The 11,768-nt window shown below is 48.8% G+C and carries 18 protein-coding genes; 17 read left to right on the plus strand and 1 reads right to left on the minus strand.

Annotation, left to right across the window (positions count from 1 at the left end; genetic code table 11):
- Positions 1-101 precede the first annotated feature (101 nt).
- The 15 genes from rpsE to prfA all read left to right on the plus strand — a co-directional run bounded on the left by rpsE (position 102) and on the right by prfA (position 10,455).
- A complete protein-coding gene (gene rpsE / locus QUA40_RS01430; RefSeq protein ID WP_190745441.1) occupies positions 102-650 on the plus strand; it encodes a 30S ribosomal protein S5 in 549 nt (182 codons plus the stop codon).
- A 146-nt stretch (positions 651-796) separates the two neighbouring features.
- Complete coding sequence (gene rplO / locus QUA40_RS01435) at positions 797-1,243, plus strand: 50S ribosomal protein L15 (RefSeq protein WP_006634984.1); 447 nt, start codon at positions 797-799, stop codon at positions 1,241-1,243.
- Positions 1,244-1,345: 102 nt separating this feature from the next.
- Complete coding sequence (gene secY / locus QUA40_RS01440; RefSeq protein ID WP_333121174.1) at positions 1,346-2,650, plus strand: preprotein translocase subunit SecY; 1,305 nt, start codon at positions 1,346-1,348, stop codon at positions 2,648-2,650.
- A gap of 5 nt (positions 2,651-2,655) precedes the next feature.
- Positions 2,656-3,237 carry an adenylate kinase gene (locus QUA40_RS01445; RefSeq protein WP_333121176.1) on the plus strand — a complete coding sequence of 194 codons (582 nt, stop codon included), beginning with the start codon at positions 2,656-2,658 and terminating at the stop codon, positions 3,235-3,237.
- Between the two features lie 293 nt (positions 3,238-3,530).
- Positions 3,531-3,755 (plus strand): translation initiation factor IF-1, encoded by a 225-nt coding sequence (infA, locus tag QUA40_RS01450; protein ID WP_006276978.1) that lies wholly within the window; start codon positions 3,531-3,533, stop codon positions 3,753-3,755.
- Positions 3,756-4,122: 367 nt separating this feature from the next.
- A complete protein-coding gene (gene rpmJ, locus QUA40_RS01455) occupies positions 4,123-4,236 on the plus strand; it encodes a 50S ribosomal protein L36 (RefSeq protein ID WP_015178722.1) in 114 nt (37 codons plus the stop codon).
- Positions 4,237-4,319: 83 nt separating this feature from the next.
- Positions 4,320-4,703 carry a 30S ribosomal protein S13 gene (gene rpsM, locus QUA40_RS01460; protein ID WP_006634981.1) on the plus strand — a complete coding sequence of 128 codons (384 nt, stop codon included), beginning with the start codon at positions 4,320-4,322 and terminating at the stop codon, positions 4,701-4,703.
- A gap of 84 nt (positions 4,704-4,787) precedes the next feature.
- Positions 4,788-5,186 carry a 30S ribosomal protein S11 gene (rpsK, locus tag QUA40_RS01465; protein ID WP_332978136.1) on the plus strand — a complete coding sequence of 133 codons (399 nt, stop codon included), beginning with the start codon at positions 4,788-4,790 and terminating at the stop codon, positions 5,184-5,186.
- 174 nt (positions 5,187-5,360) lie between these two features.
- Positions 5,361-6,305 (plus strand): DNA-directed RNA polymerase subunit alpha, encoded by a 945-nt coding sequence (locus QUA40_RS01470; protein WP_333121192.1) that lies wholly within the window; start codon positions 5,361-5,363, stop codon positions 6,303-6,305.
- A gap of 125 nt (positions 6,306-6,430) precedes the next feature.
- The gene (gene rplQ / locus QUA40_RS01475) at positions 6,431-6,781 is read left to right on the plus strand and encodes a 50S ribosomal protein L17 (protein ID WP_242719721.1); all 351 of its coding nucleotides are present in this window, start codon (positions 6,431-6,433) and stop codon (positions 6,779-6,781) included.
- A gap of 29 nt (positions 6,782-6,810) precedes the next feature.
- Positions 6,811-7,653, plus strand: a complete 843-nt coding sequence (gene truA / locus QUA40_RS01480; protein ID WP_333121178.1) for a tRNA pseudouridine(38-40) synthase TruA — start codon at positions 6,811-6,813, stop codon at positions 7,651-7,653.
- Between the two features lie 132 nt (positions 7,654-7,785).
- A complete protein-coding gene (rplM, locus tag QUA40_RS01485; RefSeq protein ID WP_015178725.1) occupies positions 7,786-8,241 on the plus strand; it encodes a 50S ribosomal protein L13 in 456 nt (151 codons plus the stop codon).
- Positions 8,241-8,654, plus strand: coding sequence for a 30S ribosomal protein S9 (rpsI, locus tag QUA40_RS01490; RefSeq protein ID WP_006634975.1), 414 nt, complete (start codon positions 8,241-8,243; stop codon positions 8,652-8,654). The genes rplM and rpsI overlap by 1 nt, the downstream gene beginning before the upstream one ends.
- 198 nt (positions 8,655-8,852) lie before the next feature.
- Positions 8,853-9,158: a 50S ribosomal protein L31 gene (rpmE, locus tag QUA40_RS01495; protein ID WP_333121182.1), complete on the plus strand. Its 306-nt coding sequence runs from the start codon at positions 8,853-8,855 to the stop codon at positions 9,156-9,158.
- 202 nt (positions 9,159-9,360) lie between these two features.
- Positions 9,361-10,455 carry a peptide chain release factor 1 gene (gene prfA, locus QUA40_RS01500; protein WP_333045772.1) on the plus strand — a complete coding sequence of 365 codons (1,095 nt, stop codon included), beginning with the start codon at positions 9,361-9,363 and terminating at the stop codon, positions 10,453-10,455.
- 15 nt (positions 10,456-10,470) lie between these two features.
- Here the strand turns inward: prfA and QUA40_RS01505 are convergent, their stop codons facing one another.
- A complete protein-coding gene (locus tag QUA40_RS01505; RefSeq protein ID WP_333121184.1) occupies positions 10,471-10,908 on the minus strand; it encodes a hypothetical protein in 438 nt (145 codons plus the stop codon).
- 138 nt (positions 10,909-11,046) lie between these two features.
- On the opposite strand from QUA40_RS01505, the gene QUA40_RS01510 reads away from it, so the two are divergent.
- Positions 11,047-11,412, plus strand: a complete 366-nt coding sequence (locus QUA40_RS01510) for a helix-turn-helix transcriptional regulator (protein ID WP_333121186.1) — start codon at positions 11,047-11,049, stop codon at positions 11,410-11,412.
- A gap of 43 nt (positions 11,413-11,455) precedes the next feature.
- Positions 11,456-11,746, plus strand: coding sequence for a helix-turn-helix transcriptional regulator (locus QUA40_RS01515; RefSeq protein ID WP_333121188.1), 291 nt, complete (start codon positions 11,456-11,458; stop codon positions 11,744-11,746).
- Positions 11,747-11,768: the final 22 nt, after the last annotated feature.

Consider the following 11,768-nt stretch of genomic DNA (forward strand, 5'->3'; position numbering starts at 1 on the left):
AAAAGGCAAAATCCAGATTTCTTCTATTTTTACTTTTTACTCAAACAATTACCATTTGCCGATCGCCTTTCACCAATTACTAATTCCCACAGGACAAAACTATGGCAGAACAAAAAGAACAGCGCAACAAGAAAAAAAGCAGCAGCAACAACAAAGGGCGCGAAAAAGAATCCGAATGGCAAGAACGGGTTGTTCAGATTCGGCGCGTTACTAAAGTAGTCAAAGGTGGTAAAAAACTCAGCTTCCGCGCCATAGTCATTATCGGCAACGAACGCGGTCAAGTTGGAGTAGGAGTCGGCAAAGCTAGCGACGTAATCGGTGCCGTTAAAAAAGGCGTCGCTGACGGCAAAAAGCACCTAATTGAAGTGCCCCTCACCAAATCTAACTCCATCCCTCACCCCATCAACGGTGACGGTGGCGGAGCTAAAGTCATGATGCGGCCAGCCGCTCCGGGAACCGGGGTAATTGCAGGGGGAGCAGTGCGAACTGTTCTCGAACTAGCAGGAGTCCGCAATATCTTAGCCAAACAGCTAGGTTCTGGAAATCCCTTAAACAACGCCCGAGCAGCAGTCAATGCCCTCTCCACCCTCCGCACCTTGTCCGAAGTTGCTCAAGAGCGCGGAATTCCAGTAGAAAATCTCTACGGTTAGGGCACGCGAGAATGGGAAACTGTAAGTTTTGAGTGTTAAGTGCTTGCGGTGAAAATAAAAAAATCCGCAACTTAAAACTCACGCACTCAAAACTACTGCCTACCCGCTCTCTAAATACCAATTACCAATTACCAATTACTAAAACTATGAGATTGCAAGACGCCCGACCCAAAGCAGGCTCCCAAAAGCGCCCCCGACGCTTGGGCAGAGGTATTTCTGCCGGTCAAGGCGCGAGCTCCGGCAAAGGGATGCGCGGTCAAAAATCTAGAGCCGGTAGCGGCACTAGACCCGGTTTTGAAGGAGGTCAAAATCCTCTCTACCGCCGTCTCCCCAAGTTGAAAAGCTTCCCTCTAGTGAACCGGAAAGAGTACACTACCATTAATGTAAGTAAATTAGCATCGCTGCCAGCAAACACCGAAGTTACTCTCACCTCTTTGATCCAAGCAAAAATTGTCACCACAGACGACGGGCCGCTGAAAATCTTAGGAGATGGTGAACTGAATGTACCTTTGCAAGTGCGCGCCTCGGCTTTTACCGCAGGTGCTCGAACCAAAATTGAAGCTGCAGGCGGAAGTTGCGAATTAGTTGCCTGAAGATTTGAGGTTTGAGAGTCTGTCCAAATCTCAAATCCTCAAGCTTGCTATCAGAAAATGATTTAGTCGAAAATCCCAAATCTAAAATCCAAAATCGTAACTATGGACGTTAGTAGAGAGAAAGCGCCAACTGCACAAGAGACGTTCATGCAGATGGCTCAAGCTGCTGGTTTGCGAGGCCGCATCCTCGTAACTGTTGGCTTACTGATTTTAGTACGCCTGGGTGTCCACTTGCCAGTCCCCGGCATCGATCGAGTCGCCTTTGCCCAAAACGTCCAAAATAGCCCTTTAATTGGCTTTCTGGACTTGTTCTCAGGAGGCGGCTTGTCAGCGTTGGGGATTTTCGCGCTGGGGATTTTGCCCTACATTAATGCTTCAATTATTGTGCAACTTCTAACCGCGGCTCTGCCAAGTTTAGAAGAATTACAGAAAAATGAAGGGGAAGCAGGGCGACGCAAAATTTCTCAAATTACTCGCTACGTTTCTTTAGGCTGGGCAATTCTGCAAAGTGTTGGCATTGCGATTTGGGTCAGCCCTTTTGCTCAATCTCCAGCGCCTTTATTCATAGCACAAACTGCTTTGGCTCTGACAGCAGGCTCAATGTTTGTGATGTGGATATCGGAAGTGGTGACGGAGCGAGGCATCGGGAACGGAGCGTCGCTGCTTATCTTTATCAACATTGTGTCGGTTTTGCCACGTTCTTTGGGACAAACTTTTGAATTGGCTCAAAGTGGGGACACGCAAGTGGTCGGCCGTGTAGTCGTTCTGCTGCTGGTCTTTTTGGTGACGATTGTCGGGATTGTTTTTGTTCAGGAAGGTACTCGTCGCATTCCGATTATTTCGGCCCGCCGCCAAGTCGGCCGCAAAGTTTATCGGGAGAGCCGGAGCTATCTGCCCCTGCGCTTGAATCAAGGCGGAGTGATGCCGATTATTTTTGCATCTTCGGTTTTGATTGTGCCTTCTTTCCTCGCTCAGTCTCTCAATAACCCGTTTTTGGTTCAAGTTGCTAATGTTTTGAGTCCGAACGGGCCGGCGCCTTGGGCTTACGCGCTGTTTTATCTGACTTTGATTCTGTTTTTCAGCTATTTCTACGCTTCGTTGATTGTCAACCCCGTAGATATGTCTCAGAACTTGAAGAAAATGGGCGCCAGTATTCCTGGAATTCGTCCCGGTCAGAAAACCAGCGATTATGTGGAGAAGGTTTTGAACCGTTTGACTTTCTTGGGAGCGATATTTCTCGGTCTGGTGGCCATTGTACCAACTGCTGTAGAAAGCGCGATCGGCGTGCAAACTTTTAGAGGCTTTGGCGCAACGTCCCTACTGATTCTAGTGGGTGTCGCGATCGAAACTGCTAAGCAAATTCAAACTTACGTCATCTCCCAACGATATGAAGGAATGGTGAAGTAATCGCAATGCAATTGATTTTTATGGGGCCTCCAGGGGCAGGAAAGGGAACTCAGGCTCAGATTTTAGCAGCTCTCTGGAAAATACCCCACATTTCTACCGGTGACATCCTACGCGCCTGCGTGGTTGCCAAAACGGACTTGGGTCAAAAAGCCAAAGCCTACATGGATGCTGGTGAGTTGGTTCCAGACGAGTTATTGATGGATATCGTACAAGAGCGCATGAAGGAACCAGATGCTAGTGCAGGCTGGATTCTGGACGGCTTTCCCCGTACTGTGGCACAGGCAGCGTTTTTTGACAAACTGCTGTGTGATGTTGGTACTGGGGGAACTACGTCTGGTAAGGACTGCGCTCTTAGAGCTGTCAATTTGGACGTTCCTGACAATATTTTGGTGGCTCGCCTGTTGTCGCGGGGTCGCCAAGATGACAATGAGGAGACAATCCGCCGTCGGTTGCAAGTTTATCGCGAGCAAACTGAACCTTTAATTGAGTTTTACAGAAACCGCGAACAGTTAGTTGCTGTTGATGGCGCTCGACCGATGGAATTAGTCACCGCAGAACTGCAACAATCTCTCTCGATCAACTCTTGAACCCTCTCAATACAGCTTGTTACTCACAAGCTTTTGCTAAGATATGTTAACTAGGAGCTTTTTGTGCTATCAGGTTTTGTGAGGGTTGCTAGAGACCGGATTGAACTCGATACTAATTGCCACAACTTTACTCAAGTAAAGCTAAAGCGAGCGGTTGGTTGAGTCAAGAAGTTGATCGAGTCGCCCTAATTATTGCCCCCCGTTCCCGTTTGACTCCTAGCAGTAAATAGGTTTTGAGGCCAACCCCGGGACACTCCTAGTTAATCAAATGTAGAGTTGAGGTAAATACCAAATTGTCTAAGCAAGATTTAATTGAAATGGAAGGGACAGTGACGGAATCCCTGCCCAATGCGATGTTTCGCGTTGACCTAGATAATGGGTTTAACGTGCTAGCTCACATTTCCGGCAAGATCCGCCGCAACTACATCAAAATTCTGCCTGGCGATCGCGTCAAAGTTGAATTGACTCCCTACGACTTGACCAAAGGCAGGATTACTTATCGCCTTCGGAAAAAATAGGCTTAGATAAAACTTTCTAAAAACTAATTCTAAGTTTAATTAGAGAGAATTTGGTAAAAAGCGTCAATTTTATGCTATAATGCTACGTTTGTAGTGTTGCCGAGAAGGGCGTCAACAACCCACCGGTGTACCGGGTTAAGTCATTGTTACACCGTAAAAGTATCGCTCGCCAACACTCTGGCGCAGGCGAACTTTACCCAGCAATGGGAGTGGGTGCAAGCGGGCTCCTTCATGAAACAACCCGCACTTTATACAATTTAATCGAGGAGAGGCCTACACCTTGCCCAGCCTCTCCTCCCACCGCTCTACGGGCAGTCCCAGCGTGCCTGCTCTCCGGTAGAGCGGGGTTCTCCAGGCAGGAAGAAAGATGAAAGTTCGAGCATCTGTCAAAAAAATTTGTGAGAAATGTCGCGTCATCCGCCGTCGCGGTCGAGTGATGGTGATATGCACTAACCCGAAACACAAACAACGCCAAGGTTAGAAAAAAAGAAGATTGGGCACTGCACGCAGGTGCATCCTAATTGAACATTGTAGCCAAACAGGAAAACTAGGGAGACAAAAAGTGTGGCACGGATTGCCGGGGTAGACCTTCCACGCGATAAGCGCGTCGAAATAGGTCTGACATACATTTACGGAATAGGCTTGTCGCGGGCCCAAAAAATTATCGCTGCAACAGGCGTAAATCCTGACACTCGCGTCAAGGATTTAACAGAGGCCGACGTGACAGCTCTGCGGGCTCATGTAGAAACCACATACCAAATCGAAGGAGACCTCCGGCGCTGGGAGTCAATGAACATCAAGCGCCTGATGGACATCGGAACTTATCGCGGTCGGCGTCACCGTTTGGGTCTGCCGGTGCGGGGACAACGAACCCGTACCAACGCCAGAACCCGTCGTGGCGTCCGCCGAACAGTTGCGGGCAAGAAAAAGGCACCTTCCAAGAAGTAACATCTTTTTGGGAAAAATACGCTGGGGGCTGCTGGCTCCTAGCGCTTCGGAACATTAGTTGAGAGAAACGTTAAAGAGACTAATATGGCGCGACCACAAACAGGCAAGAAATCTGGTGCAAAAAAGCAGAAACGGAATGTACCCAATGGGGTAGGCTACATCCAGTCTACCTTTAACAACACGATTGTGACTATTACCGACCTTAACGGCGAAGTAATATCCTGGGCATCGGCAGGTTCCAGCGGTTTTAAAGGAGCGAAGAAGGGGACTCCCTTTGCAGCTCAAACAGCAGCAGAAAGTGCTGCCCGCAGAGCCAATGACCAAGGGATGCGCCAAATAGAAGTAATGGTGAGCGGGCCCGGAGCAGGTCGAGAAACTGCTATTCGGGCGCTGCAAGGGGCGGGACTGGAAATTACCCTGATTAGAGATGTTACCCCAATTCCTCACAACGGCTGTCGCCCTCCCAAGCGGCGTAGAGTCTAAAACGATTTGAGATTTTAGATTTTAGATTTTGGATAATGGCTAACTGCTTAAAGTCAAAAACTAATGGTTCTAACTGTTGCCCCGTCCATCCAAAATCCGAAATCCATTCAGGGGTATGCTCTGCAATCTAAAATCCAAAATCAAAAATCCACAGTGGAAAAGGGAGGTCACTCCGTGGCGCAGTTTCAAATTGAATGTATAGAGTCTAACACTGACAAAGACCGGAGTCAGTACGGAAAATTCGTCCTGGAACCGCTCGATCGCGGTCAAGGAACAACTGTTGGGAATGCGCTTCGGCGAGTTCTGCTGTCAAATTTGGAAGGAACAGCAGTAACTTCAGTCCGAATCGCGGGCGTCAATCACGAGTTTGCCACGATCGAAGGGGTACGTGAGGACGTTCTGGAAATTCTGCTGAACATGAAAGAGGTCGTCCTCAAAACTCATTCTCAGCAGCCGCAAATCGGCAGGTTGCGGATTGAGGGGCCCGTCACAGTTACTGCCGATCGATTTGATTTGCCGTCAGAGGTGGAATTGATCGATCGCTCCCAGTACATTGCAACTCTCTCGCCCGGCTCTGTTCTGGAAATGGAATTCAGAATTGAAAAAGGCATCGGATATCGAGCAGTAGACCGCAGTCGCGATGATGGGTCGGCTTTGGATTTTCTCCAAATTGACGCCATCTTTATGCCGATTCGCAGAGTCAACTACAGCGTTGAAGATGCTCGGTTGGGTGGCACAGCCGAGAAAGATCGGCTGGTGATGGAAATCTGGACTGATGGCAGTGTGACTCCTCAAGAAGCTCTGAGTCAATCGGCCCACATCCTGGTAGATTTGTTTGCACCTCTCAAAGACATCACCCAAGATTCTCTCAAACCAGAGTATCCAGGTGAGGCCGATCCTACGAGCCAAATCCCGATCGAAGAATTGCAGTTGTCCGTCCGGGCTTACAACTGTCTCAAGCGGGCTCAGATCAACTCAGTCGCAGACTTATTGGATTATACCCAAGAAGACTTGCTCGAGATCAAGAATTTCGGGCAGAAGTCCGCAGAAGAAGTGATTGAAGCTTTACAAAAACGCTTGGGCATTACCTTGCCACAGGAAAAATCAGCTAAAAGTTAATCAACGGGTAACGGGTAAAAAAGTTCTGAATTTTAAGTCGGTGAGTTTTTAAGTTAAAGAATTCACCGCTCAAAACTCGCGGACTATCCCGGCGCCCAATTACCAATTACCAATTACCAACTGCCATGCGTCACCGCTGTCGCGTTCCCCAACTCAGCAAACCGGCTGACCAGCGTCGCGCCCTACTGCGCTCGCTGACCACCGAGTTAATCCGCCACGGTAAAATCACTACCACTCTCGCCCGCGCCAAAGCGCTGCGCTCAGAGGCGGACAGGATGATTACCCTGGCCAAAGATGGCTCCTTGGCCGCTCGCCGCCAAGCTATGGGCTATATCTACGATAAACAGTTAGTACACGCCTTGTTTGAGGCGGCACAAGAACGGTATGGCTCGCGCAACGGGGGCTACACCCGCGTAGTACGAACAGTCCCCCGTCAAGGAGACAATTCCGAAATGGCGATCGTTGAACTGGTTTAATTCAATTTTGGGTTGGAGATTTGTGATTTATGACTGACAATCCAAAATCCCCAATCGAAAATCCCCAATCGATACAGCGCGTTGCTCTGGTGATCCAATACCTCGGCACTAACTTTCACGGTTGGCAGCGACAGCCGAACCAGCGTACAGTACAAGAAGAAATTGAAACAGCAATATCGACTGTTCTGGAACGCCCGGTAACGCTGCACGCTGCCGGGAGAACTGATGCGGGAGTTCACGCTGCTGCTCAAGTAGCGCATTTCGATGCCCACGGCCCAATTCCGGCTCACCGCTGGGCAAGCGTTCTCAACTCTCGACTGGCAAAAGATATTTTAATTCGAGCTTCGGCAAAGGTGGAACCTACCTGGCACGCTCGGTTCTCAGCCAGTTGGCGGCGCTATCGCTACACCCTTTATACAGACCCGACCCCTAATTTGTTTGTGCGTCCTTTTGCTTGGCACTGCTATCACGCCCCTGTGAATGAATCTTTGATTCAGACAGCTTTGACACCCCTAATCGGGCGGCATCACCTGGCTGCTTTCCACCGCGCGGGTTCTGCCCGCCCCCATTCCTGGGTGGACGTGCAAGCGGCCGAGTGTCAGCGTTCTGGGCCTCTTATCTATATTGAGGTTCAGGCGAGCGGGTTTCTGTACGGGATGATGCGGCTGCTGGTGGGGTTGCTGGTGCAGGTGGGTCGCGGGGAAAGACCGATCGACAATTTCACAGATATCTGGGTCAACGAACGCCGAGAAATGGTAAAATATGCCGCTCCCGCTCAAGGTTTGTGCCTGCTGCGGGTTGGCTATTCAGAATTTCCCTTTCCCCCAGATGTCTGGTACGACACTCAGCCAAAATTAGTCATTAGTCATTAGTCATTAGTCATTAGTCATTAGTCATTAGGTAACTACTAATAAAAAACTAAGGACAACTAACAATTAAAAACTGACAACTGACAACTGACAACTGACAACAGTTAACAGTTAATAGACAACTAACAACAAACAATGAACAAAACTTACGTCCCTACTCAAGACTCCCTAGAGCACAAGTGGTACGTGGTCGATGCCGCCGACCAGCGGCTGGGCCGTCTGGCAACTGAAGTTGCCATGTACCTCCGAGGGAAACACAAACCGACTTACACTCCTTCTATGGATACCGGCGACTTCGTAATTGTCATCAATGCGGACAAAATCGCTGTTACTGGCAAAAAACGCACCCAGAAAATCTACCGTCGCCATTCTGGAAGACCGGGCGGCATGAAAACAGAAACTTTTGCCAAATTGCAAGCACGTTTGCCCGAAAGAATTGTCGAAGAAGCTATTCGGGGAATGCTGCCTCACACTTCTCTGGGCAGACAACTGTTTACTAAACTGAAGGTGTACGCTGGCCCCAACCACCCGCACCAAGCTCAAAAACCAGAAGAATTAATTGTTCACACGATTCCCGGAGGAAATGAGTAATGCAAGCAACAGATACATCTGGTCGCGCTGTGTACTGGGGTACCGGCCGCCGCAAGCGTTCCGTAGCGCGGGTGCGCTTGGTTCCCGGCACTGGCATACTGACGGTCAATGGTAAAGAGGGGGATTTGTACCTGCAATTCAACCCTACTTATTTGGCTCTCGCTAAGGCCCCTCTGGAAACTTTGGGTCTGGAAAATGAGTATGACATTTTGGTAAAAGTCGAAGGCGGTGGCTTGACAGGTCAGGCTGACTCGATTCGCTTGGGTGTCGCTAGAGCACTTTGTCAATTAGACCCGGACAACCGCAAGCCTCTGAAGACTGAGGGCTATTTGACTCGCGACCCGCGGGCGAAAGAGCGGAAAAAGTACGGTTTGCGGAAGGCTCGGAAGGCTCCTCAATACTCGAAGCGGTAATCGAGCAAAGAAGGAAGAAGGAAGAAGGAAGACGGAAAAATTATCCAGATTCCATCCTTCTTTTTTTCAAGGTCTATTTCGGATTCCTGATTCGCGCTTTCGCAGCCAACGATTGCGGAAAATTGCTGCTTTTGTTGGTATGCAAGTCCTAGGACAGCTAAAATGGTAGTAAAGTCAAAAATTAGAGAGTAAAAAACAATGGCGAAAGCTGGTATTCACCCTGAGTGGCATCCCGAAGCTCAGGTTTATTGCAACGGCGAACTTGTGATGACGGTTGGCTCGACTAGACCAAAACTGCAAGTTGATGTTTGGTCAGGAAATCATCCTTTTTATACTGGCACTCAGAAGACTATTGATACTGAAGGTCGTATAGAACGCTTTAGGCGGAAATATGGCATGACAGATGTGGAAATGCCCAAGGTAGATGCTTCCTCTGGACCTCTGAAAATGGAAGCTCCTCCAGCAGAGGCTAAGCCTGCTGGTAAAGGCAAAAAGAAGAAGTAGCCGGATTGTCATTTGTCCGCAGTTTGTTAAGAGTAGTTCTTTCTACCGACAACTTACCGCCCTCGGATTTTAGATTTTAGATTGAAGATTTGCTATGCAGGCAGTTGAGTTCGATCGAGATTCTATCCCAACTGTTCTTCAAATCTAAAATCTAAAATCTAAAATCTAAAATCTAAAATCGATTGACAAAGGACAACTGACAATGGCTGAATCTTATTTGCTGGATAAATTGAAGTCGGTAGAGCAAACTTTTAATGAGTTGACTCGCCGCATGGCTGACCCGGATGTCGCTAGGGACAATCAAGAGTTTCAACGGGTAGCAAAAGCTCGATCGTCCTTGGAGGAAGTGGTCGATACTTTTGCTCTGTGGAAAACCACTCAGGAAGATTTGGTGGGCGCGCGACAGGTTCTCAAGGAAGCAGCGGGCGATCGAGAAATGCAGCAAATGGCTGCGCTGGAAGTTGAGGAACTTGAGTCAAAACTGGAGAGTTTGGAAAGTCGTTTGAAGGTTTTGCTGCTGCCGCGCGACCCGAATGATGACAAGAATATTATGCTGGAAATTCGGGCGGGTACTGGCGGAGATGAGGCTAGTATTTGGGCGGGAGATTTGCTGCGACTGTATTCGCGTTACGCTCAAACTCAAGGCTGGCAGGTGAAGTTGGTGAGCGAGTCGCTGGCGGAAATGGGCGGCTTTAAAGAGGTGATTCTGGAAATTACAGGCGACAGCGTTTACAGCAAGCTGAAGTTTGAGGCGGGAGTACACCGGGTGCAGCGAGTGCCTGTGACTGAGGCTGGCGGCCGGGTTCATACTTCGACGGCGACGGTGGCTGTGATGCCGGAGGTGGATGATGTGGAGATTCACATCGATCCGAAGGATATTGAGATGAGTACGGCTCGATCGGGCGGCGCTGGCGGTCAAAATGTGAACAAGGTGGAAACTGCTGCGGATTTGTTTCACAAGCCGACGGGAATTCGGATTTTCTGTACTGAGGAGCGCAGTCAGTTGCAGAATAAGGAGCGGGCGATGCAGATTTTGCGGGCTAAGCTCTATGAGATGAAGTTGCGGGAGCAGCAGGATGAGGTGAAGTCGCGACGTTTGGCTCAGGTTGGTACTGGTTCGCGATCGGAGAAGATTCGCACCTACAACTATAAGGACAATCGGGCTACCGACCACCGTTTGGGGGAGAATTTCTCGCTCAATAGTGTTTTGGAAGGGGATATTGAGGGGATTATTCAAACTTGCATTTCTCAGGATCAGCAGGAACGTTTGGCTGAGTTGGCTGCTTCTACTAATTGATGGAGTGATTGGGGACTAGGCGCATTGTTTGCTCAGCCTCAGTTCCCTTGTTACGCGGGAGATCTGGTTGAGTAGGGCTTCCCAAATTGCATCGGCGATCGCCACTGGATATTTGAAATGTTCGAGGTCGTATTGTACAATGACTTCTAGGGGTGCTAGGATTTGCTGGTTTCGACAACTGGCAATTGCTGCGATCGCCTCTTGTTGCCATCTGGCAAATAGTCTGTAGCTGAAAAAGGAACTGCATTTTTGTCCTTTCTTGTTCAGGTAAACAACTATTACTTGATGTTGTTTGGGGTAGACTTTGACGATGCGGTTGACGGGCATTCTCAGGGCTTCGGCTGCTTCTTTTTTGGAGATTTGCCAGCGCTGGGGTTTGAGCCAACCGGAGGCTGTGAGGCTTTGACGGGTGTGGCTGGGCTTGTGATTTTTTTGAGTCCGTCTCTTTGTCATTGCTATTTCTCCTAAATTCGTTTTCATTAAAATTAAAACGTTCAATCTAATTAAAAGAATATCTGTTAAATCTTCTCCTGTCAAGCAAGACAGGTAAATTTGTTGGTACACAAGTAAACTAGGAATTGTGGTTATCTCGTGGCTGATACCGTGGACGCAGAAGCTAAGAAAAAACTGAGTGAGGTTGTTAAATTAGCGCGGGGCTCGATGAGTCTGACTGCTTTTGGCAAGCTGTTGGGAGTTTCTGCTGCTTCTGTCTTGTATTGGGAAAAGGGGCAGGTAATTCCAGATACGAAAAATTTGACTCAGATTGCGACAAGAGCAGGCTTTACGATGGAAGAGCTCATGGCTCACCTAGAAGGCAAGCCGGTGCAGGAACCTCTGGATACCAACGAGCTGCTTAAGAAAATTCAATGTATGCCACTGAGTGACTTAGCAGTGATTGTTCGAGCTGGTATGGAGCGACTGGCTGCTGCTGCTGTAGCTTCTGGAAAGTATGGTTGATGTTCTGTAAACTGGGAATTGTGGTTATCTGGTGGCTGATACCGTGAACGCAGAAGCTAAGAAAAAATTGATCGAGATTGTCAAACTAGCTCGCGGTTCGATGAGTCAGCGGGCATTCGGCAAGCTTCTGGGCGTCTCTGCGACTGCGGTTCAGTTGTGGGAAAAAGGTCAGAGCATCCCAGATACAGAAAATTTGGCTCAGATTGCTGTGAGGGCTGGGTTTACACTTGAAGAGCTGCTCGCTCATCTCGAAGGCAAACCCATGCGTGAACCGGTAGATATAGTCATTTCAAATAAGTATGAGACACTATTCATGCACAATAAGCACGAATAATTTCATCAAGAGATGTGCCAGG

This window comes from Microcoleus sp. Pol11C3 (genome assembly GCF_036701485.1).
Taxonomy (GTDB): domain Bacteria; phylum Cyanobacteriota; class Cyanobacteriia; order Cyanobacteriales; family Microcoleaceae; genus Microcoleus.

Bases quoted from the DNA above. Each gene is read 5' to 3' on its own strand.
- rpsE (WP_190745441.1), top strand. From the start codon at position 102: ATGGCAGAACAAAAAGAACAGCGCAACAAGAAAAAAAGCAGCAGCAAC.
- rplO (WP_006634984.1), top strand. From the start codon at position 797: ATGAGATTGCAAGACGCCCGACCCAAAGCAGGCTCCCAAAAGCGCCCC.
- secY (WP_333121174.1), top strand. From the start codon at position 1,346: ATGGACGTTAGTAGAGAGAAAGCGCCAACTGCACAAGAGACGTTCATG.
- QUA40_RS01445 (WP_333121176.1), top strand. From the start codon at position 2,656: ATGCAATTGATTTTTATGGGGCCTCCAGGGGCAGGAAAGGGAACTCAG.
- rpmJ (WP_015178722.1), top strand. From the start codon at position 4,123: ATGAAAGTTCGAGCATCTGTCAAAAAAATTTGTGAGAAATGTCGCGTC.
- rpsK (WP_332978136.1), top strand. From the start codon at position 4,788: ATGGCGCGACCACAAACAGGCAAGAAATCTGGTGCAAAAAAGCAGAAA.
- rplQ (WP_242719721.1), top strand. From the start codon at position 6,431: ATGCGTCACCGCTGTCGCGTTCCCCAACTCAGCAAACCGGCTGACCAG.
- truA (WP_333121178.1), top strand. From the start codon at position 6,811: ATGACTGACAATCCAAAATCCCCAATCGAAAATCCCCAATCGATACAG.
- rplM (WP_015178725.1), top strand. From the start codon at position 7,786: ATGAACAAAACTTACGTCCCTACTCAAGACTCCCTAGAGCACAAGTGG.
- rpsI (WP_006634975.1), top strand. From the start codon at position 8,241: ATGCAAGCAACAGATACATCTGGTCGCGCTGTGTACTGGGGTACCGGC.
- rpmE (WP_333121182.1), top strand. From the start codon at position 8,853: ATGGCGAAAGCTGGTATTCACCCTGAGTGGCATCCCGAAGCTCAGGTT.
- prfA (WP_333045772.1), top strand. From the start codon at position 9,361: ATGGCTGAATCTTATTTGCTGGATAAATTGAAGTCGGTAGAGCAAACT.
- QUA40_RS01505 (WP_333121184.1), bottom strand. From the start codon at position 10,908: ATGACAAAGAGACGGACTCAAAAAAATCACAAGCCCAGCCACACCCGT.